Source organism: Agrobacterium sp. 22-223-1, from assembly GCF_053522385.1.
Genome location: NZ_JBNWCN010000001.1, coordinates 1,480,918 through 1,501,168, shown reverse-complemented (window position 1 = coordinate 1,501,168; position 20,251 = coordinate 1,480,918). Strand labels below are relative to the sequence as shown.

Below are 20,251 nucleotides of genomic sequence, written 5' to 3'. Positions count from 1 at the left end.
TCCCTTTAGTCTTGGCGATGGCTTTCAGGCAACCGTCACGCCTAGCGTGCCGACACCTTCGACGCCGCATTCAATGCGGTCGCCACGCACGATGGGGCCGACGCCGGCCGGTGTGCCGGTCATGATGACATCGCCAGCGGCAAGCGTGAACAGCTTGGAAAGCTCGGCAATCACTTCCGGCACCTTCCAGATCATCTGGGCCAGATCGCCCGTCTGCTTGCGTTCGCCATTGACGGCGAGCCAGATCGCACCGGTAGCGGGGTGGCCGATCCTGTCTGCCGGGACGATGGGGGAGACCGGTGCGGAATATTCGAAGGCCTTCGCGCCTTCCCAGGAGCGGCCCATCTTCTTCAGGCCGTCCTGAAGGTCGCGGCGGGTCATGTCTATGCCGACGGCGTAACCCCAGACATGGTCCAGTGCCTCGGACGCCGGGATATCGGCTCCGCCGCTTTTCAGCACAACGACACATTCGACTTCGTAGTGCACATTCGATGACAGCGGCGGGTAGGGGAAGTCCTGACCGGCGGGCAGCAGATTGTCCGGGTTTTTCTGGAAATAAAAGGGCGGCTCGCGCGAGGGATCGTGGCCCATCTCAATGGCGTGATCGGCATAATTGCGGCCGACGCAATAGACCCGCCGGACGGGGAACAGATCGCCCGTGCCTTCAACAGGCAGGAGAACGGGTTTCGGAGCGGGGATGACGGTGGCGGCCATGTCGATTTCCTGTCGTCTTTTTCGGTGCAATTCTTGTCCCGCGATTCCGGGGCGATTTCCAGTTCAAAATGACCCTGCCTGCAAAACTGGCTTTTTACGGTTCTTTGCTGTAGAAGCCGGCGCAAAGAGGTTAATCCATGTACAGACAAGCGCTTGCAAACGGCGAAAAAATCTTCGCCGTGGCCCCCATGATCGACTGGACCGATACCCGCTGCAGATTTCTGCACCGGCAATTGTCGAAGCGTGCGCTGCTTTATACCGAAATGATCGTCGCCGATGCCATCATCCATGGCCAGCGCGACAGGTTGCTCGGTTATCACCCTGAGGAACATCCCGTCGCGCTGCAGCTTGGTGGGTCCGATCCGGCCAAGCTTGCCGAGGCGGTGCGGATCGCCGGCGATTACGGATATGACGAGATCAACCTCAATGTCGGCTGTCCGTCGGATCGGGTGCAGTCCGGCACATTCGGCGCTTGCCTGATGCGCGAGCCTGAGGTGGTAGCGCAATGTGTCGCGGCAATGAAGGCTGTCGCCAGCGTGCCGGTTACGGTGAAGTGCCGGATCGGGGTGGACGATCAGCAGCCGGAAGCGGTTCTGCCGGATTTTCTGAAGCGCGTTGTTGCGGCAGGCGCGGACGCAGTCTGGGTTCATGCGCGAAAAGCCTGGCTGCAGGGGCTTTCGCCAAAGGAAAACCGCGAAGTGCCGCCGCTCGATTATGATCTCGTCTATCGCATGAAGCGGGAAAACCCTGATGTCTTTATCGGCATCAATGGCGGTATCGCCGATCTCGATCAGGCGAGCGGACATCTCCAGCATATGGATGGCGCGATGCTCGGCCGTGCCGCCTATCACAACACGTCCATTCTTGCCGATGTCGACCATCGCATCTATGGCGAAGAGGCTCGCCAGCCGGACTGGATAGCGCTGCGTGACGCGATGATGGCCTATGCCGCCGACTATATCGCCGCGGGCGGACGTCTCAACCACGTCACCCGCCACATGGTCGGTCTGTTTCAGGGCATGCCCGGCGCGCGCCGTTTCCGGCAAATCCTCTCCAGCGACGCCACCCGGCCAGGCGCCGGTCCGGAGGTTATCGAGGCCGCTTTCGCGGCCATCGATTTCAGCCCGACGAAAGACATGGCGGGCTGAAAGAGTTCAGACCGCCTTTTGCAGTTCCTGCGCACCAACAGGCGCATTGACCTTGCCGCCGGTGATGAAGAAGGCGAAGACATCGCGCGGTGTCTTTTCGACCTTCCGATCCGGCGCTATCAGCGGCAGATCGTCCGGCACGCCGCCCTTTGCATAGGTCTTTACCCGCTCGGCCCAATGGTCGATGTCTTTTTTCGGATAACAGGTCTTGATATCGTCCTCGCCCTTCTGCAGGCGGCAATAGACGAAATCGGCCGTCACATCCGGCAGCATCGGATAGTCATGATGATCGGCGCAGACGACGGCGACCTTGTGTTTAGCGAGAAGATCGATGAATTCCGGAACCTGAAATGTCTCGTTGCGCACCTCGACGACATGGCGAAGACGGATGCCGTCCTGCTTCTCGGGTAACAGGGACAGAAATGCGCCAAAATCCTCCGCGTCGAATTTTTTCGTCGGGGCGAATTGCCAGAGGATCGGGCCGAGATGGGACCCGAGTTCCGTCAGCCCCTGCGTCAGAAACTTCGTCATCGATTCACCGGCCTCGGCCAGAACCCTGCGGTTGGTGACGAAACGGCTCGCCTTTAGCGAGAAGACGAAATCCTCGGGCACTTCGGAAGCCCATTTGGCAAAAGTTTCCGGCTTCTGGCTGCTATAATAGGTGCCGTTCACCTCGATGGCCGTGAGCTGCCGGCTGGCATGCTCCAGCTGGCGCTTCTTCGGCAGTTTTTCCGGATAAAATGTGCCTTCCCACGGCTCGAAGGTCCAGCCGCCGATACCGGTGCGGATCGTGCCTGATGTCGACATATGCTGTTCCTCCTCCGGCCTTCGGCCTATCGAACCCCTGCGACGAAAGCTGCGGATTACTCCGCAGCCTCCCGTTTTCCGGCCGGCCGGCGCTCCAGAAGCTCCTTCAGGAAGTGACCGGTATAGGAACGTTCGACCTTGACGATGTCTTCCGGTGTGCCGGTCGCCACCACCTCACCGCCGCCCGTGCCGCCTTCAGGCCCGATATCGATGATCCAGTCAGCGGTCTTGATGACTTCGAGATTATGCTCGATCACCACGACGGAATTGCCCTGTTCGACCAGCGCATGCAGCATTTCCAGGAGCTTGTTGACGTCGTGGAAATGCAGGCCGGTCGTCGGCTCGTCGAGAATATAGAGCGTGCGGCCCGTCGAGCGTTTCGACAGTTCCTTGGCGAGCTTGACGCGCTGCGCCTCGCCGCCGGAGAGCGTATTGGCCTGCTGGCCGACCTTGATATAACCGAGGCCGACATCGAAAAGCGATTGCAGCTTGTCGCGCACCGCCGGCACGGCGGCAAAGAACTCCACGCCTTCCTCCACCGTCATATCCAGCACATCGGCGATGGACTTGCCCTTGAAGGTGACATCGAGCGTCTCGCGATTGTAACGCTTGCCGTGGCAGACATCGCAGGTGACGTAGACGTCAGGCAGGAAGTGCATCTCGATCTTGATGACGCCATCGCCCTGGCAGGCCTCGCAGCGGCCGCCCTTGACGTTGAAGGAGAAACGGCCCGGCGCATAACCGCGCGCCTTGGCTTCCGGCAGACCGGCGAACCAGTCGCGGATCGGCGTGAACGCGCCGGTATAGGTGGCCGGGTTGGAACGCGGTGTGCGGCCAATCGGCGACTGGTCGATATCGATCACCTTGTCGATGAATTCGAAACCGTCGATGCGGTCGTGTTCGGCCGGGATTTCGCGCGCACCCATCACCCTTCGAGCCGCCGACTTGTAGAGCGTCTCGATCAGGAAGGTGGATTTGCCGCCGCCCGATACGCCGGTTACGGCCGTGAAAACACCGAGCGGCACGGCGGCCGTGACATTCCTCAGGTTATTGCCGCGCGCGCCAAAAACCTTGATCTCACGGCCCTTCTTGGGCTTGCGGCGCTCCGCCGGCACGGCGACGCCGAGTTCGCCGGAGAGGTATTTGCCGGTCAGCGATTTCGGATTGGCCATCACCTCCTGCGGTGAGCCTTCAGCGATCACCTGACCGCCATGAATGCCGGCGGCCGGGCCGATATCGACCACATAATCCGCCGTCAGAATGGCGTCCTCGTCATGTTCGACCACGATGACGGTATTGCCGATATCGCGCAGGTGTTTCAGCGTATCGAGCAGGCGGGCATTGTCGCGCTGGTGCAGGCCGATCGAGGGCTCGTCGAGAACATAGAGAACGCCGGTGAGGCCTGAGCCGATCTGCGAGGCCAGCCGGATGCGCTGGCTTTCACCGCCGGAAAGCGTGCCGGAATTGCGCGACAGGCTGAGATAATCCAGCCCGACATCGTTGAGGAAACGCAGGCGTTCGCGGATTTCCTTGAGGATGCGGACTGCGATCTCGTTCTGCTTGGCGTTGAGGCTTTCCGGAAGCACCTCGAACCAGTCGCGCGCGGTGCGGATCGACATTTCGGTGACTTCGCCGATATGCAGCCTGTTGATCTTGACGGCGAGCGCTTCCGGCTTCAGGCGATAACCGGCGCAGGCCGGGCAGGGGGCCGCCGACATGTAGCGTTCGATTTCCTCGCGCGCCCAGGCGCTGTCGGTCTCTTTCCAGCGACGCTCCAGATTGGGCACGATGCCTTCGAAATTCTTCACCGTCTTGTAGGAGCGGGCGCCGTCCTGATAGTTGAATTCGATCTTGTCATCGGTGCCCTGCAGGATGGCGTGCTGCGCCTCTTTCGAAAGATCCGACCACTTGCTCGACAGCTTGAAGCCGAAAGCCTTGCCGAGCGCTTCCAGCGTCTGATTGTAATAGGGCGAGGAGGATTTCGCCCAGGGAGCGATGGCGCCGTCGCGCAGGGTGCGGGCGGGCTCCGGCACGATCAGGTTTTCATCCACCTTCTGCTGCGAACCGAGGCCATCGCAGCTCGGGCAGGCGCCGAAGGGATTGTTGAAGGAGAACAGCCGCGGCTCGATTTCCGGAATGGTGAAGCCGGAAACGGGGCAGGCGAATTTTTCCGAAAACAGCACACGTTCATGGGTTTCGTTGAGCGACTTGTTGGCGGAGCCGCCGGCGGCGGTTTCTTCCGGCGGCAGGGGCTTGTCGGCGAATTCGGCGACCGCCAGGCCGTCGGCGAGCTTGAGGCAGGTCTCGAGACTGTCGGCAAGGCGCGCGGCCATATCCGGGCGCACCACCGCACGGTCAACCACCACGTCGATATCGTGCTTGTATTTCTTGTCGAGGGCAGGAACGTCGGCGATTTCGTAGAACTGGCCATCCACCTTGACGCGCTGGAAGCCCTTCTTCATCAGATCGGCGAGTTCCTTTTTATATTCGCCTTTGCGGCCGCGCACCATCGGCGCGAGAATATAAAGACGTGTGCCTTCCTCGAAAGCGAGGATGCGGTCGACCATCTGGCTGACCGTCTGGCTTTCGATCGGCAGGCCCGTGGCCGGCGAATAGGGGACGCCGACACGCGCGAACAGCAGGCGCATATAGTCGTAGATTTCGGTGACCGTGCCGACCGTGGAACGCGGATTGCGCGAGGTGGTCTTCTGCTCGATGGAGATCGCCGGCGACAGGCCGTCGATCTGGTCGACATCCGGCTTCTGCATCATTTCCAGGAACTGGCGCGCATAGGCCGAGAGGCTTTCGACATAACGGCGCTGGCCTTCGGCATAGATCGTATCGAAGGCAAGCGAGGACTTGCCCGAACCGGAAAGGCCGGTCATGACGATCAGCTTGTTGCGCGGCAGGTCCAGATCGATGCCCTTGAGGTTGTGCTCACGGGCGCCACGGATGGAAATCGTCTTCAGTTCACTCATGACAAGGCTCGGACAAAAATAACAGGCTTGATGGCAGCGCGTCCTTATGTAGTGACGCAGCCGGATGTGTCGAGGTCTATTCCCAATCGGTCGCAGCTTTTCGGAATGCTTGACTCGAAATCTGCGATTTAATAGAACAAAAAAGGAACGAATTGCAAGCGCGAATGTCTGCTCCTGCAGCTTAAGATTATTCTTTGTGGATAGTTCCATGCTTGCGGTGCCCTTTGCGGGCGGCGGCAGCTATTGTGTGGCGAATTTTTTGAAATGCAATTGCCGGTCATGATGGCCGGCGGACAGGATGACGAGATGGCTGGTAGCGTAAACAAGGTAATTCTGATCGGAAACGTGGGCGCCGATCCCGAAATCCGCCGGACGCAGGATGGCCGCCCCATCGCCAATCTGCGCATTGCCACCTCGGAGACCTGGCGGGACCGTAACAGCGGCGAGCGCCGTGAGAAGACCGAATGGCACACCGTCGTCGTCTTCAACGAAGGCCTGTGCAAGGTCGTCGAGCAATATGTCAAGAAGGGCGCCAAGCTCTATATTGAAGGCCAGCTGCAGACGCGCAAATGGCAGGACCAGACCGGCAATGACCGTTATTCCACTGAAATCGTTTTGCAGGGCTTCAACTCCACGCTGACGATGCTCGATGGTCGCGGTGAGGGCGGTGGCCGTAGCGGCGGCGATTTCGGTGGCGGCAACGATTATGGCAGCGGCGGCGGCTCCAGCTATGGCGGCGGTTACGACCAGCAGTCCTCTCCGCGCGGCGGCTCTTCCCGTGGCGGCGGCCAGCCTTCCGGCGGCTTCTCCAACGATATGGATGACGATATTCCGTTCTGAGCGGATGGCGAATTCGGGAAAGCGTAACGGGAGACAGGCATGAGTGATGCGCCCGCACCGAAACAGCCGGCGACCTGGCGCATCGTTCTTGCCTTCTTCCTCGATTTCTGGACGGCGTTTTTCGCCGCCGGATTTCTCGTGGCGGCGGTTGCAGGCGGGCGCACGCCACAGGGTTTTGCCTTGAACGGTGTGCCTGCCTTTATCGCGTTTGCGCTTATCATCGCATATTTTGTCGTGCTCGGCCGGTTCTTTGGCGGCACGCTATGGCAGCGTCTTCTGAAGACGAGGCGCTAGCATCCGGCTTTGCCGGCTTTCCGATCGGGGAGAAGGTATTTCGGCGTCGCGGCAGATTATGCCGCGACCTTGTCCGCCAGCATCGCGACCATGACATCGGATTGCGACACGATGCCCACCATCTTGCCTCTGGCGTCGATCACCGGCAGGTAGTGCAGTCCTTCTTCGGCAAAGCGGATGATGGCCTCCTCGATTGCCGTTTCCGGCCGTACGGTTCTGACCGGCGATGTCATGATGTCCTTGACGGTATCGTTGGGGGCGCTTGCGCCGGAGAGGATGAGGCGCAGCCGCTGCAGGAAACCGATGGAGGGACGGCCGTTTCTCCAGCTCGCCTTTTCCAGAAAATCCGTCTGGGTGACGATGCCGACGATCTCCGCCTTATCGTTGGTGACCGGCAATGCCTTGAAATGGTGGCTGTGCATCAGCGCATGGGCATGGCGCAGACTGTCATCAGGCGCAACACCGACGACATCGCGCGACATGACGCTGGCGCAATCGAGATGCAGCGCACGGCGACGCCAGGAGCGCAGTTCGGTCTTGCGTAAAATGGTTTCGAGTTCATCACGGTCGATATCGAGGACCTGGTCATATTCCTTCAGCACCTCGTCGAGGTCGTTGGAGGAAAAGCCGATTTTCTGGATGGGTGTCGGATCCGTGGTGCCATGGGCGGCCTTTCCAAGCTTCAGACCGTGTGGGTAGGCGCGGCCGGTGGCATTGTTATAGGCGAGGGTCAGGGCAAGAAGGATCAGCGAATTTCCAGCGACCGGCCACAGCAGAAAGCCATAACCGAGGCTGTGCACGGCAGGGCCGCCGAGAACGGCGGTCAGCGCCACAGCACCGCTTGGCGGGTGCAGGCACCGCAAGGCCATCATCGCGGCTATGGCGAGGCTGATGGCGAGCGCGCTGGCAAGGAATAGATCCGGAACCAACAGCGCGACTGTCACGCCCACGAAGGCCGAAACGAGGTTGCCGCAGAGGATCGACCAGGGCTGCGCCAGCGGGCTGGAGGGCACGGCGAACAGAAGCACGGCCGAAGCGCCCATCGGGGCGATCATGGCGGGCAGGGTGGGATCGAAACTGAGAGCGAGACTTCCCAGAAGGCCGGTCAGCAGAATGCCGACAAAGGCGCCGATTGCGGAGCGCAGCCTTTCCCTGTTGCTGACGGGTGCGGCATCCGGGATGAGGCGACGCAGCGTGGAACGCATGAAGATAACTTTCAAATCCGAAAAAACATGCGTCTTTTAGCCGAAGCGGCGGTCGGATTTAAAGGGAGGATTTTCCGGCGTTTTAGCGGTTGGCGGGAATTTATTGCGCAGGCACCACCAAGGGTCGGCTTTTCAAAAAGCGAAGGCTGATTTTATGCCGTCGACCACGAACTGCACGGAAAGGGCGGCAAGCAGCACGCCGAGCAGACGGGTGAGGATCGCGCGGCCGGTATTGCCGAGAAAACGGTCCATCCGCTCCGAGACGATCAGCGCGGCATAAACGAGGGCCATGGCGAAAGCGAGGATCAGGATGAGCACCAGCATCTCGACGGTGGTTTTCATCGAGCCAGCGAGAAGCACGGTTGCGGAAATGGCGCCCGGCCCGGCGATCAGGGGCAGCGCCAGCGGAAAGACCGCCAGATTGTGAAGGTGGTCCTTGGTGATGGCGATCTCGGAGGTCTTTTCCTTGCGCTCCTGGCGTTTTTCGAAAATCATCTCGAAGGAAATCCAGAACAGCAACAGGCCGCCGGCGATGCGGAAAGCGCCGAGCGAAATGCCGAGAAGATTGAGGATGGCAAGGCCGAAGAGTGCGAAGACGGCGAGAATGCCGAAGGCGATGATGGAGCCGCGCAGCGCGACCTGGCTGCGCTGGTCGCGCGTCATGCCGGCGGTCAGCGCCAGAAAGACGGGGGCGAGGCCCGGCGGATCGAGCGTGACCAGAAGTGTGGTAAGCGCGTTGATGAGCGTTTCGCTGCTGGCCATTCTTTCCCCGTCTCATCTGTTTTTAGGGCGGAGCCTACGCAAGTCGCCGGCACTTTGAAAGGGAGCGGCGGCGCTTTTGCCGGGCTAAATCGTGAAATGCGGCGTTCGTCTTGCAAATGACGCAAAAGCCTGTTCAAAACTCGCCGGGAAATTGGCTTAACGTGGCTGTTTCCGCTATAAAAATCCATCCGATTCTTAACAGAGAATGTGATCCGTTTTGACTGACCAGAGCCCCCCCGGCGGCGGAAAACTTCCGCCAGGCATTGAACCGATTTCCATCATGGAGGAAATGCAGCGGTCGTATCTCGATTACGCCATGAGCGTCATCGTGTCCCGCGCGCTTCCCGATGTGCGAGACGGCCTGAAGCCGGTTCATCGCCGTATTCTTTACGGCATGTCCGAACTCGGCATCGACTGGAACAAGAAATACGTCAAATGCGCCCGTGTTACCGGGGACGTGATGGGTAAATTCCATCCGCACGGCAATGCGGCGATCTATGACGCTTTGGCGCGTATGGCGCAGGACTGGTCGCTCCGCCTGCCGCTGATCGACGGGCAGGGCAATTTCGGCTCCATCGACGGCGATCCGCCGGCGGCAGAACGTTATACCGAATGCCGTCTGGAAAAGGCCGCCCATTCTTTGCTCGACGATCTCGACAAGGAAACGGTCGATTTCCGCGACAACTATGACGGCACCTTGCAGGAGCCGGTCGTCATTCCGGCGAAGTTCCCGAACCTTCTGGTCAACGGGGCAGGCGGCATCGCGGTCGGCATGGCCACCAATATTCCGCCGCACAATCTCTCGGAAGTCATCGACGGCTGTATCGCGATGATCGACAATCCGGCGATTGAGCTGCCGGAGCTGATGCAGATCATTCCCGGCCCGGATTTCCCGACCGGCGCGCTGATCATGGGCCGTTCCGGCATCCGTTCGGCCTATGAGACCGGCCGCGGCTCGGTCATCATGCGCGGCCGCGCCACCATCGAACCGATGCGCGGCGACCGCGAGCAGATCATCATCACCGAAGTTCCCTATCAGGTGAACAAGGCGAACATGATCGAAAAGATGGCCGAACTGGTCAAGGAAAAGCGCATCGAGGGCATTTCCGACCTGCGCGACGAATCCGACCGCCAGGGCTATCGCGTCGTCATCGAATTGAAGCGCGACGCCAATGCCGAAGTCATCCTGAACCAGCTTTACCGCTACACGCCGCTGCAGACCTCCTTCGGCTGTAACATGGTGGCGCTGAACGGCGGCAAGCCGGAGCAGATGACGCTTATCGACATGCTGCGCGCCTTCGTGGCCTTCCGCGAGGATGTCGTCAGCCGCCGTACGAAATATCTGCTGCGCAAGGCGCGCGAGCGCGCGCATGTGTTGGTTGGTCTGGCGATTGCGGTTGCCAATATCGACGAGGTCATCCGGGTTATCCGTCATGCGCCCGATCCCGCCTCGGCCCGCGAAGAGCTGATGACGCGGCGCTGGCCGGCGCAGGATGTGGAAAGCCTGATCCGTCTTATCGACGATCCGCGCCACCGCATCAACGAAGACGGCACCTATAATCTCTCGGAAGAGCAGGCGCGCGCCATTCTCGAACTGCGCCTTGCCCGCCTCACCGCGCTTGGCCGTGATGAAATCGGCGACGAGCTGAACAAGATCGGTGCTGAAATTTCCGAGTACCTCGAAATCCTGTCGTCGCGCCTGCGCATCCAGCAAATCGTCAAGGACGAGCTTGTCGCCATCCGCGACGAGTTCGGCACGCCGCGCCGTTCAGAGATCGTCGAGGGCGGTCCCGATATGGACGATGAAGACCTCATCGCCCGCGAGGACATGGTCGTCACCGTTTCGCATCTCGGCTATATCAAGCGCGTGCCGCTGACCACGTACCGGGCGCAGCGCCGCGGCGGCAAGGGCCGTTCCGGCATGGCGACGCGCGACGAGGATTTCGTCAACCGTCTCTTCGTTGCCAATACCCACACGCCGGTGCTGTTCTTCTCCTCGCGTGGCATCGTCTACAAGGAAAAGGTCTGGCGCCTGCCGATCGGCACGCCGCAGTCCAAGGGCAAGGCCCTCATCAACATGCTGCCGCTGGAGCCCGGCGAGCGCATCACCACCATCATGCCGTTGCCCGAGGACGAAACCACCTGGGAAACGCTGGACGTGATGTTCTCGACGACGCGCGGCACGGTTCGCCGCAACAAGCTCGGCGATTTCGTGCAGGTCAACCGCAATGGCAAGATCGCCATGAAGCTGGACGAGGAGGGCGATGAAATCCTCTCCGTCGAAACCTGTACGGACCGCGACGACGTGCTGCTGACGACCGCGCTCGGCCAGTGCATCCGCTTCCCCGTGGACGATGTGCGCGTCTTTGCCGGCCGCAACTCCGTCGGTGTGCGCGGCATCAACATGGCCGAGGGCGACCGCATCATCTCCATGACCATTGTGGGCCATGTGGAAGCTGAACCGTGGGAGCGTGCGGCCTATCTGAAGCGCTCGGCTACCGAGCGGCGTGCCGCAGGCGTCGATGAGGACGATATCGCGCTCGTCGGCGAGGAAGTGACGGAAGAGGGCGAGCTCAGTGAAGAGCGCTATCAGGAACTGAAGGCACGCGAAGAATTCGTGCTGACGGTTTCCGTGAAGGGCTTCGGCAAGCGTTCCTCTTCTTACGACTTCCGCACCTCGGGTCGCGGCGGCAAGGGCATCCGCGCCACCGATACCTCGAAGACCAACGAAATTGGCGAACTCGTCGCAGCCTTCCCCGTGGAAGAAGGCGACCAGATCATGCTGGTTTCCGATGGCGGTCAGCTCATCCGCGTGCCGGTCAATGGCATCCGCATCGCCAGCCGCGCCACCAAGGGTGTGACGATCTTCTCGACCGCCAAGGATGAGAAGGTGGTTTCCGTGGAGCGTATCAACGAGCCGGAAGGCGACGACGAAGCAGAGAACGGCAATGGCGAAGATGCCACCGACGATCTGCCGGATACGCCGGAGGCACCGGAAAACGAGGCGTAAGCCGCCTCGTTATCTTCGGTTACCAATCAAGAAAAACCCCGCGGCGCTCAGGCTCCGCGGGGTTTTTGTTTGTGTCGTATCGACTGTTGTTTGATTTTCAGCGAATGCGAATATGGACCGGAGCGCGACCCGAGCGGCTCGCGACATGAAGGTGGATGTTCGCTTCCGGCTGATTGGAGCGCCAGGCGCGAGCGCCATGCGACAGAAGCAGCGCCACGAGATCGCGTGTCTTCGCCTTGGAACGATTAAGACCGAGATCGGCGATACGCATCGCCGCTTCGTGAATGGGATGCAGAACCGACAGGCTGCCATGCCCGTTGCCAGACGCAATGTCCGAATAATTCTCGTTGACTGCCATCTTGGAAAGCCTCGCTACACATTACAAACTTCGAGGAGACAGGCGATGTTTCGACCATGAAGCACCGCCTGTGGAAACGTCTGTTACTGGAGTGACGCCCAGCAGCTGACGCCTTTCTTTTTCAATGCATTGCATGCATTCACCGCGGCGTTCTGGCCATCGAAGCCGCCGAAACGGGCGCGGTAGATCTGGGAGCCGTCCTTGCTGAAGGCGACCGTGAAGGGTTTTGCGGAGCGCAGTGCCGCGCCGCCCTTTTCCTGCGCGTTCTGCAACAGGCCGCGCGCGGAGTTCTCATCGGGAGATGCACCGATCTGGATCACCCAGCCGCCCTGCGGAGCTTCGGACCTGGCCGAAACCGAAGGGGCGGAGAGGACAGGCGCCGTGGTGGAGGCGGTGACGATATTGTCCACCTTGGTCGAGTTGGTGATCAACTTGCGGTCCGGTGCAGCGGGCGCCTGATTGATTGGATCCTTGCCCTTCTGCCAGGTGGCGGCTTCCATGGCCTTGACGGCTGCATTGGAAGAGGAGCCTGCGAAGGCGGTGACCGGGGCTTCTTCGTAACGGGTCTGCGGCACCGGACCGGAATTGGGCAGGCCGGCTGCGGTTGCTGCAACTGCCACGGAAGGAACAGCAGCGGCCACGGCGACGGGCTCTTCGACCGGCGCTGAGCGGGTCTGCGCGATCAGGTTGCTGTTGCCGCCACGCGATGCCTGCGGCAGGTAGGTTGCAACAAGCTTGCGCATGGTGGCGTCACGGGCAGCGCTGGAGCGGCCGCCGAGAACGACGGCGACGATGGAGCGGCCGTCCAGCTGCGCCGATGTGGCAAGGTTGCTGCCGGCTGCACGGGTATAACCGGTCTTGATGCCATCCACGCCCTTCACGGTTCCGACGAGGCGGTTATGGTTGCCGATAACCTGCTTGCCGAAGTTGAAGGTGCGGGTGGAGAAATAGCCGTAATATTGCGGGAAATGCTGGCGGAGCGCGACGCCGAGACGGGCCTGGTCGCGCGCCGTCGTCATCTGCGCCGTGTTGGGCAGGCCGTTGGCGTTGCGATAGGTCGTGCGGGTCATGCCGAGTGCGCGGGCCTTGGCGGTCATCATTCTGGCGAAACGGTCTTCCGAGCCGCCGAGATATTCGCCGAGCGCGGTTGCCATGTCATTTGCAGACCGGGTGACGAGTGCAAGGATAGCCTGTTCCACGGTGATGCTGCCGCCGGCGCGCACGCCGAGCTTGGATGGCGGCTCCTTGGCGGCGTTGGCTGACACCGGCACCTTGGAATCGAGCGAGATGCGTCCAGTATTGAGCGCCTCGAATGTCAGATAAAGCGTCATCATCTTCGTCAGCGAAGCCGGATAACGCAGCCCGTCCGGATCCTCGCCATAGAGGACCTTGCCGGTCTTGGCATCGATGACGATGCCCGCATATTTCGGATCGGCCTTTGCGGTTTGAACGGATGTTGCGGTTATGAACGCCGCAGCAAGGGTTAACGCAATAAACCTTACGAAAGACGTCGCACCCGCTTTGCGCGAATGTGCCCCAGATAGACTTTTCAACACTGCTGAACTCTTCAATCGCATATTTCTGTTCCGCTCGGACACGCCCCGCCCGATGCTCCGGGAAGAAACTTTATCGGGATGGCGTTACCAAGTGGTTTATGAAAGGTATCTGCCTTCCATAAAATGCGACTTTTCGCACGCAATCTGTGCCGTGCTGTTTCACCGATTTCCGTCTTTTACGAGGCGGCGCTCGATATAGTTTTTCACATCCGTATCCAGCTTTTGCCATTGCGGCAGCAGGGCGGAGGAGAAACGGTAGAACAGGCTGAGGTCCTGTCCGGCGTGAATATCCCTCTGACAATCGCTACCGGTGGCCGCCTGCGGCGTTTGCGGCAGCAGGCAGCGCACCACATAGGCGCTTTCGCCTTCGCGCTCGCCGGTCAATATGACTTCCTTGCCGTAACCGGAATCGGCGCGCAGGCGGTGCAGCAGCAGGTCGTGCTTCAGCGGCACCGGCTCTCCCTCCGTCAGCCGCGAATAGATCGGCCCGAAACGACCAGACATGTCCTCGGACATGGTGCTTTGCGAAAGCTGGATAAAGATCAGCCCTGCCGCCTGCGCCGGATCGTCGAAGACGGCGCGATTCGCTTCCTCATAACCCTTGAGGTCGGGCCAGCTCAGATAAAGGTCGACGCGCTCGCGTTCTCCGCCGAGGCGCTCGGAAGGCGCCCGCAGGGTGTTTTTGGCAAGCTTCAGGCGGTCGTTGCCGATGACGATCTCCACCTCTTCGGTGGCCGTCGTATGACCTGCCTGGAGAATCCGCTCGCCATACCATTTGATGCCGACATTGAGGACGCCGAGAAAGACGAGAAGAATTCCGGCGATGAGAGCGGCCCGGAGCATGAGTGACGATGAAAGCAGGGGTTTCTGGTCGTTCATGGGCTTCCATATTCGTTCCGGCCGCCGGATGGGTTTCCGTCCGGGAAATAGCCGTGCAAAGCTTTAACCCGAGGCGATCGGCATTGAAATGATGTTTTGCCGCTGCTACCTGATAACCACCAAGCAAAGGACGGCATATGGCAGCGCGCGACAGATATTCCCGGAAGCTCGAATGTTCCAAATGTGGTCATCAGGGTTTTGCCGAAGCGTCGGAATCGGATGACAAGAGCCGTCGGGACGTCGATTTTCGCATCGATGAAATGCCGCGTGGATTTCGCGCGGAGCGCGCCTCGGGCGATCCGACGGATTTCATGATCCGCTGCGCCCAGTGCGGCAATATATTCCGTTTCCTGCAGAAAACCGCCTATGCGCCCGGAGGCGAGCCGCGCGTGAAGGCCTGAGGGAAGGTGCCAGCATGACTTTACCGCAACAACCGAACGGAGCGCCGCAAAGGCGCAAGCCGATCTGGCCGTGGATCGTGCTGCTGGTGCTGACGCTTTCAGCCATTTATTCCTATAATCGCGCCAATGAAATCATCGCGGAATTGTCCGATACCTTGCCGCCGGCGCTGCTGAATCTGTTTGAGGATATTCTCCGGGGTGACGGCCGGCATGGCAATGGCGGGCCGAGCATCGGCGTCTGAGGCGAGGGCGGTATAGAGAGTTGCTGGCCTTTTTGGCCGCGCTTCGTCTTCTGGGCCATAAAAGAAAAAAGCCCCGCAAAGAGGCGGGGCAGGTTGATCGCTCGGGGAAAGTTGGGCAATGCCCGGGAGCGATGGTTTGATATAAGTGACAATAGTGCTGACGCGATAGGCCATTTCCGTCCCAAACAGTACGCCTATGCATAAATTTCGCTCAATCAGCTGATTTTTGAACGATGAGTTCGGAAAATCTGTAAGACAACTTGACAGACTTTCTCTTTATTCTTCGCATTGCCTCGAATTGCACATATTCGCCTTTAACATAACGTGACATGAGCAGACGCATGGATAAATCGGGAATCCTCTTCGTGGCGCTTTTGCTGGTGCTTGTCGCAATCGTTTTAAGCCTGACGCTATTCGAGACGGCTCAGCAGGTGCCCTCGATACCTTCAGGCGACGGATCCCTGCTGCCGCCGGCAACGCCCCCGACGCAATGATCTGCCAGCCGTAAGAGAAGGGCAACACCGCTCGCCCGGGCGGGATTGACGGCCTTTTTCAAACCGCTATAAAGCCTCACCACCGATGGATGGGTGTCCGAGTGGTTTAAGGAACCGGTCTTGAAAACCGGCGTGCGTGAGAGCGTACCGTGGGTTCGAATCCCACCCCATCTGCCATCACAGCTTCCCGCATGCCCCTGTATCTTCCCATTTGGCCTTGATTAATATGGGGATTCTGGTTCATGCGGCTTCCACCGGTTCCCGCAAAACACCCTGGTGTCCCGGTAAAACCGGGTAAGTGCCAACCCGAAACCGGGTATTGCTTACGCAAGGCGCATTCACCGACATAATGTTTCGAAAAACCTTCCATATCTTCATAATATCGACAACTCAAAGCGTCATAAGTCCCCAATCGCAATGCGACCGGCTCGATACTGACCGTGACAAACAGCGTTGATACTATCAATAGCGTTTTCTCAGACGGATTTTGAGCATAGTGAGGACTGATTCTTTAATATTGAACCTTATTATTCTTTAGATTATTGAATAAATCAGTATTGATATATTTATGAATACATATATGGGTATATTTTCATATTCAGTCTTCGGTGCCATTTTCTGTTTGGCAATCGGTAGTAACTGGCCAGACGTGCGGGCTGCCGAGATGGTGACGATACGCGCCGGCGGCGATGCGTCATCGTGCGGTCGGATTGGTGGAGACTTCGCGATGGCGACGTCGGAGACCACAAATCTTGAATATGCGGAATTTCTGAATACGGTGGCCGCCATAAACGATCCCCATGGGCTGTATTCACCGATGATGGAGACGCATTTCTGGGGAGGGATATCGAGAAAAGGCGAGCGCGGGAACTTCAGATACGCGCCAAAGCCCGGATATGCTGACCTGCCGGTTACCTTTGTGAGTTGGTACTCCGCCGTGAGATATGCAAATTGGATGCATTACGGCAAGCCGTTGAAACCTGCCGGTCTGGGCGTGACGGAAGGGAATGCCTCCAACGGCGCGTATGATACCGCGACATGGTTGAGAAACAGGGATGCGCAATATTGGTTGCCGAGCTGTGCGGAGTGGCGTCAGGCCGCTTTCTTCGATCCGGCCGAAAACAGGCAGCGCCGATATGTCACCGGACATGAACTGCCGGCCTCCGGTATCGGGCCATCGTCGGCCAATTACTTCGACGGCCGCTGGGCTGCGCCTTTCCCGCATCTGATACCGGCAAAGGACTCTGGTACGGCACGGTCTGCGAGCGGAACGCTGGGACAGGCAGGCAATGTTCTGGAATGGGTGGAAGACCTGACCGGTGGCCAGCGCATGGCGCTGGGGGGATCGTTGTTGCTGCCTGCTGCGGCGCTCAAATCGGAATATGTGGATACGGAATATCCTGATGTGACCATTTCCAGCATCGGTTTTCGTGTCGCGTCACGGCTTGCCCCATCGCCCCCAGGCTTCGTCGATCTTCCCGAGGTTCCGTTCAAACAGTATGATTTTGTCCGTGTCGCCGACAAGGGAAATCCGGTCGATCCGAGAACAGGCCGGGGTCGCGTCGAATATGATTTTGACATTGGAAAATACGAGCTGTCCAATCGCGAATATGCGGAATTTCTGAATGCGGTCGCGCGCGAAGGCGACGCTTACGGTCTCTTCAAAATCGATATGCAGACCGGCGTTGTCGGCGGCCTGGAGAAAATATCCGAAGGCGGCAAAGCCACCTATCGATCGAAGCCGGGTTGGGAGAAACGGCCGGTAACCTATGTTTCCTGGTTCGATCTCGCCCGTATGGCAAACTGGCTGCATTACGGCCGCCCCGCAACCGGTAGGCAGGAGCTTGGCACGACGGAGGGAGACGCAAAGACCGGCGCCTATGATACCCGTGCCTTTCCCGCCCCAAAGGCTTCATTCGACAGCGCCCGCTTGCCCTCTCGAAACCTCGGTGCCAGATTTTTTATTCCGAGCGACGACGAGTGGTACAAGGCGGCTTATTACAACGCCGAGCATCGTCGATATTTCAAATATCCAACGAAGTCAGACACGCCTCCGAGCCCGCGGCGGCGCAAATGCTTGCCGGAGCCAACTACACCCTGCTCGACCAGCTTGGCGAGAGCATGCCTTATTTTGTCAGCGAGGTGGACGCCTTTGCAGCGTCGGAAAGTTATTACGGCACGCGCCAGCAAGGCGGTAACGTCTGGGAATGGATCGAAGACTGGCGAAGCAAGGGTGAGGGCGGATGCTGGCGCTGCGACGAGTGGACCAAGGGCATGAGAGGAGGTTCGTTCAACTATACCGAAATCGGACTTTCCGCTGAAAACCTCGACCCCGGCGCCCCGGAACTCGGCCTTTTCGTTTATGGCGCGAGGCTGGCCCGCCTCGAGGAAGGGTGGAGGCCCGTGTCGCCTTCTCCTGTTACACTCATTCTCGATACTTTGGGCAAGCAAATGGCGAGGCTCAAATCCCGTCCCGCATACCTCGCCTTGACGAGCTTCCTTGCAGGAGTTGTTTCGCTCGGCTCGGCGTATTTTGCGATCGCCTACGTCAGACGCAGAGCCGCGAGGTGACTTAAGCGTTTCACATTGTTCATGTCGGACGTCCCCCACAAGGCATTGACCGCGGTGGACACGCAATCCGCAAATTGGAAAAAACGATCAAACACCAGATGTTTTCCTGACACCGATGTTCGGTTTGGAAACAGTTTAGCAGCGCCGTAAGGAGAAACCCGCCTTGCGGCGGGTTCCATGTTGCTGATCCAATCAGATTTCCGGGCAGCCCCGTTCATTGGCGAAGGTGATGCGATCCGGTCCCCGGCGCGTGAAGCCTTCGACGACGACACGACCGGGGGTGACGCGCACGACCTCTGGATCGCGCAGGCCTGCTTCGCGGGCGGCGGCGCGGGCTTCGCGTTCGCTGCAGCCACGCATGCGGGGCGGGCCGCGGCGGTCTACGTCCCGGTCACGATCGCGGATGACGGGGCGAACGCCGTCGGGGCCGATTCTGAGTTCCATGTCCTGCGCACCTGCGGGGATCGGCGCGGCGAAGGATACCAGGGCGATGCCCATCGCCAGAGCTGTGGTTTTCATAAGCTTGATCATGTTTCCTCCTTCAGCCGAAACCGGCGGGAAGCTCGTTTGTTTGCGGGGAGAGAACGCGGTTGCCGTCCATTTGTTCCTTGCCGATGCGGTGAGTGGGAGATGCTGAGGCGGGTAAATTCGGCCCGATGGGTGGGTTTAAAAGATAGAAATCATTAACCACGTTCGTTACAATTTTATCGAATTTGCAGAAGTCGTTCGCATTTTCGCCACGTTATGCACAAGATTAAGCGACTGTTAGGTGCTTCGATGGCAGGGGCAAATAATCGAGGCAAGTGAGGGTGCGGTTCTCCGAGCCAATAGCAGCGTGGGGCAGACGATTTGAATTCTCCGGTCAAGAAACTCGGCATCAACGCCAGGTCGGGCGTGAAGTGGCTTGCAATTTCCGTGCTTTGCGCCGCAACCGCATCGTGTTCCACGACATCCGAGACCAAGCCTAAGCCCAAGCGCAGCAAGGAATATTTTTCCGAATCCGAATATGGCGTCAAAGCCAGCCCGCGTGTGGCCGATGGCAAGGCCATTCCCAAGGGCGGCGGGCGCGAGCTGATTGGCAATGCCTATACCGTCAAGGGCCGCCGTTATTTCCCGAAGGAAGAGCCGGGTTACAACAAGACCGGCCTTGCTTCCTGGTACGGTTCCGCCTTCCATGGCCGCCTGACCGCCAATGGCGAAGTTTACGACAAAGAACATCTTTCTGCCGCACATCCGACATTTCCCCTGCCGAGCTACGCGCGCATCACCAACATGGAAAATGGCGCTTCGGTTCTGGTCCGCGTCAACGATCGCGGACCGTTCCACGAAGGCCGCCTGATCGACGTTTCCAGCAAGACGGCCGATCTTCTCGACATGAAGGCCACCGGCACGGCCAATGTGCGGGTACAATATGCCGGTCGCGCACCGCTCGATGGTCATGACATGCCTTATCTGATGGCATCCTATATTCCGAAGGGTTCGCGTTCGCCGGGTGTGGCGCCCGAAGGGCAGATCGCGACGGGCGTGATGGTGGCTTCGGCCTCGCCGAATTTCGTTCCGGCTCCTGCGTCCAACCCGAATTATGGCGGCTCTGCACAGACGGCGCTCGTCGGCTCCAAGAAGAATGCGGCGCTTCAGGCCATGCCGCTGGTCAACGGCCCGGCGCCGGCTTTCGAGCAGTTCGCGATCCTGCCGGAAATCGGCCCTATCCTGGCGGAGCGTCCGGAAGGCAATTTCATGCGTGAGCCGGCGGCGCCCGGCGGCAATTATCTGCGCGTGCCGGCGCCTTCCTCCAAATTTGCGGCGGCCTATTCCGAAGAATCTGCTACGGTCTCCAGGACCGCGAGCGCCTTCGACAGCGTGCTCGTTGACCGTGGCGCGCTCAACGAGCAATCGATACTCGCCCATGTGAAGCGTCAGCAGGCCAAGTCGCGCTGACGGATTGAAGGATACGGCCGGCCTCTCGCCTTTATCGCGGGCAGCCGGTTACGG

18 protein-coding genes and 1 tRNA gene are annotated in these 20,251 nt (G+C 59.6%); 10 read left to right on the top strand and 9 right to left on the bottom strand.

From position 1 onward, the window contains the following. Window positions 1–24: 24 nt before the first annotated feature. Window positions 25–714, bottom strand: coding sequence for a fumarylacetoacetate hydrolase family protein (locus tag ACQZ60_RS07455; protein WP_020809934.1), 690 nt, complete (start codon window positions 712–714; stop codon window positions 25–27). A 137-nt stretch (window positions 715–851) separates the two neighbouring features. On the opposite strand from ACQZ60_RS07455, the gene dusA reads away from it, so the two are divergent. Then, window positions 852–1,862: a tRNA dihydrouridine(20/20a) synthase DusA gene (dusA, locus tag ACQZ60_RS07450; protein WP_448735002.1), complete on the top strand. Its 1,011-nt coding sequence runs from the start codon at window positions 852–854 to the stop codon at window positions 1,860–1,862. Between the two features lie 6 nt (window positions 1,863–1,868). Here the strand turns inward: dusA and ACQZ60_RS07445 are convergent, their stop codons facing one another. Together ACQZ60_RS07445 and uvrA are read right to left on the bottom strand one after the other, a co-directional pair. Beyond that, window positions 1,869–2,669 (bottom strand): DUF72 domain-containing protein, encoded by an 801-nt coding sequence (locus tag ACQZ60_RS07445; RefSeq protein WP_448735001.1) that lies wholly within the window; start codon window positions 2,667–2,669, stop codon window positions 1,869–1,871. Window positions 2,670–2,725: 56 nt separating this feature from the next. After that, complete coding sequence (gene uvrA, locus ACQZ60_RS07440; protein ID WP_448735000.1) at window positions 2,726–5,647, bottom strand: excinuclease ABC subunit UvrA; 2,922 nt, start codon at window positions 5,645–5,647, stop codon at window positions 2,726–2,728. A 264-nt stretch (window positions 5,648–5,911) separates the two neighbouring features. On the opposite strand from uvrA, the gene ACQZ60_RS07435 reads away from it, so the two are divergent. Together ACQZ60_RS07435 and ACQZ60_RS07430 are read left to right on the top strand one after the other, a co-directional pair. Next, complete coding sequence (locus ACQZ60_RS07435; protein WP_020809938.1) at window positions 5,912–6,487, top strand: single-stranded DNA-binding protein; 576 nt, start codon at window positions 5,912–5,914, stop codon at window positions 6,485–6,487. Window positions 6,488–6,526: 39 nt separating this feature from the next. Continuing rightward, window positions 6,527–6,781, top strand: coding sequence for a hypothetical protein (locus tag ACQZ60_RS07430; protein ID WP_020809939.1), 255 nt, complete (start codon window positions 6,527–6,529; stop codon window positions 6,779–6,781). Window positions 6,782–6,837: 56 nt separating this feature from the next. Here the strand turns inward: ACQZ60_RS07430 and ACQZ60_RS07425 are convergent, their stop codons facing one another. Further along, complete coding sequence (locus ACQZ60_RS07425; protein WP_448734999.1) at window positions 6,838–7,986, bottom strand: HPP family protein; 1,149 nt, start codon at window positions 7,984–7,986, stop codon at window positions 6,838–6,840. A 132-nt stretch (window positions 7,987–8,118) separates the two neighbouring features. Next, window positions 8,119–8,748 (bottom strand): MarC family protein, encoded by a 630-nt coding sequence (locus ACQZ60_RS07420; protein WP_003525062.1) that lies wholly within the window; start codon window positions 8,746–8,748, stop codon window positions 8,119–8,121. A gap of 217 nt (window positions 8,749–8,965) precedes the next feature. Between ACQZ60_RS07420 and gyrA the strand changes: the two genes are divergently transcribed. Further along, window positions 8,966–11,758, top strand: coding sequence for a DNA gyrase subunit A (gene gyrA / locus ACQZ60_RS07415; RefSeq protein ID WP_448734998.1), 2,793 nt, complete (start codon window positions 8,966–8,968; stop codon window positions 11,756–11,758). Between the two features lie 97 nt (window positions 11,759–11,855). Here the strand turns inward: gyrA and ACQZ60_RS07410 are convergent, their stop codons facing one another. The 3 genes from ACQZ60_RS07410 to ACQZ60_RS07400 form a co-directional block, all read right to left on the bottom strand. Continuing rightward, the gene (locus ACQZ60_RS07410) at window positions 11,856–12,116 is read right to left on the bottom strand and encodes a hypothetical protein (protein ID WP_003502750.1); all 261 of its coding nucleotides are present in this window, start codon (window positions 12,114–12,116) and stop codon (window positions 11,856–11,858) included. Window positions 12,117–12,199: 83 nt separating this feature from the next. Then, window positions 12,200–13,693, bottom strand: coding sequence for a D-alanyl-D-alanine carboxypeptidase family protein (locus ACQZ60_RS07405; protein WP_082710415.1), 1,494 nt, complete (start codon window positions 13,691–13,693; stop codon window positions 12,200–12,202). Window positions 13,694–13,831: 138 nt separating this feature from the next. Further along, window positions 13,832–14,551, bottom strand: a complete 720-nt coding sequence (locus tag ACQZ60_RS07400) for a hypothetical protein (protein ID WP_448734997.1) — start codon at window positions 14,549–14,551, stop codon at window positions 13,832–13,834. A gap of 137 nt (window positions 14,552–14,688) precedes the next feature. Between ACQZ60_RS07400 and ACQZ60_RS07395 the strand changes: the two genes are divergently transcribed. The 5 genes from ACQZ60_RS07395 to ACQZ60_RS07375 all read left to right on the top strand — a co-directional run bounded on the left by ACQZ60_RS07395 (window position 14,689) and on the right by ACQZ60_RS07375 (window position 17,966). Next, window positions 14,689–14,952 carry a hypothetical protein gene (locus tag ACQZ60_RS07395; RefSeq protein WP_003525070.1) on the top strand — a complete coding sequence of 88 codons (264 nt, stop codon included), beginning with the start codon at window positions 14,689–14,691 and terminating at the stop codon, window positions 14,950–14,952. Window positions 14,953–14,966: 14 nt separating this feature from the next. Further along, complete coding sequence (locus tag ACQZ60_RS07390) at window positions 14,967–15,194, top strand: hypothetical protein (RefSeq protein WP_035261278.1); 228 nt, start codon at window positions 14,967–14,969, stop codon at window positions 15,192–15,194. 341 nt (window positions 15,195–15,535) lie between these two features. Continuing rightward, window positions 15,536–15,688 (top strand): hypothetical protein, encoded by a 153-nt coding sequence (locus tag ACQZ60_RS07385; protein ID WP_448734996.1) that lies wholly within the window; start codon window positions 15,536–15,538, stop codon window positions 15,686–15,688. An 87-nt stretch (window positions 15,689–15,775) separates the two neighbouring features. Then, window positions 15,776–15,865: transfer RNA gene (locus tag ACQZ60_RS07380), tRNA-Ser, on the top strand. A gap of 403 nt (window positions 15,866–16,268) precedes the next feature. Further along, a complete protein-coding gene (locus tag ACQZ60_RS07375) occupies window positions 16,269–17,966 on the top strand; it encodes an SUMF1/EgtB/PvdO family nonheme iron enzyme (protein WP_448734995.1) in 1,698 nt (565 codons plus the stop codon). A 485-nt stretch (window positions 17,967–18,451) separates the two neighbouring features. Here the strand turns inward: ACQZ60_RS07375 and ACQZ60_RS07370 are convergent, their stop codons facing one another. After that, complete coding sequence (locus ACQZ60_RS07370; RefSeq protein ID WP_003523701.1) at window positions 18,452–18,790, bottom strand: hypothetical protein; 339 nt, start codon at window positions 18,788–18,790, stop codon at window positions 18,452–18,454. Between the two features lie 318 nt (window positions 18,791–19,108). Between ACQZ60_RS07370 and ACQZ60_RS07365 the strand changes: the two genes are divergently transcribed. Further along, entirely contained in the window at window positions 19,109–20,197 is a 1,089-nt protein-coding gene (locus tag ACQZ60_RS07365; RefSeq protein WP_448734994.1) for a septal ring lytic transglycosylase RlpA family protein, read from the top strand. Window positions 20,198–20,251 lie beyond the last annotated feature (54 nt).

Bases quoted from the DNA above. Each gene is read 5' to 3' on its own strand.
- ACQZ60_RS07455 (WP_020809934.1), bottom strand. From the start codon at position 714: ATGGCCGCCACCGTCATCCCCGCTCCGAAACCCGTTCTCCTGCCTGTT.
- dusA (WP_448735002.1), top strand. From the start codon at position 852: ATGTACAGACAAGCGCTTGCAAACGGCGAAAAAATCTTCGCCGTGGCC.
- ACQZ60_RS07445 (WP_448735001.1), bottom strand. From the start codon at position 2,669: ATGTCGACATCAGGCACGATCCGCACCGGTATCGGCGGCTGGACCTTC.
- uvrA (WP_448735000.1), bottom strand. From the start codon at position 5,647: ATGAGTGAACTGAAGACGATTTCCATCCGTGGCGCCCGTGAGCACAAC.
- ACQZ60_RS07435 (WP_020809938.1), top strand. From the start codon at position 5,912: ATGCAATTGCCGGTCATGATGGCCGGCGGACAGGATGACGAGATGGCT.
- ACQZ60_RS07430 (WP_020809939.1), top strand. From the start codon at position 6,527: ATGAGTGATGCGCCCGCACCGAAACAGCCGGCGACCTGGCGCATCGTT.
- ACQZ60_RS07425 (WP_448734999.1), bottom strand. From the start codon at position 7,986: ATGCGTTCCACGCTGCGTCGCCTCATCCCGGATGCCGCACCCGTCAGC.
- ACQZ60_RS07420 (WP_003525062.1), bottom strand. From the start codon at position 8,748: ATGGCCAGCAGCGAAACGCTCATCAACGCGCTTACCACACTTCTGGTC.
- ACQZ60_RS07410 (WP_003502750.1), bottom strand. From the start codon at position 12,116: ATGGCAGTCAACGAGAATTATTCGGACATTGCGTCTGGCAACGGGCAT.
- ACQZ60_RS07405 (WP_082710415.1), bottom strand. From the start codon at position 13,693: ATGCGATTGAAGAGTTCAGCAGTGTTGAAAAGTCTATCTGGGGCACAT.
- ACQZ60_RS07400 (WP_448734997.1), bottom strand. From the start codon at position 14,551: ATGAACGACCAGAAACCCCTGCTTTCATCGTCACTCATGCTCCGGGCC.
- ACQZ60_RS07395 (WP_003525070.1), top strand. From the start codon at position 14,689: ATGGCAGCGCGCGACAGATATTCCCGGAAGCTCGAATGTTCCAAATGT.
- ACQZ60_RS07390 (WP_035261278.1), top strand. From the start codon at position 14,967: ATGACTTTACCGCAACAACCGAACGGAGCGCCGCAAAGGCGCAAGCCG.
- ACQZ60_RS07385 (WP_448734996.1), top strand. From the start codon at position 15,536: ATGGATAAATCGGGAATCCTCTTCGTGGCGCTTTTGCTGGTGCTTGTC.
- ACQZ60_RS07375 (WP_448734995.1), top strand. From the start codon at position 16,269: ATGGGTATATTTTCATATTCAGTCTTCGGTGCCATTTTCTGTTTGGCA.
- ACQZ60_RS07370 (WP_003523701.1), bottom strand. From the start codon at position 18,790: ATGATCAAGCTTATGAAAACCACAGCTCTGGCGATGGGCATCGCCCTG.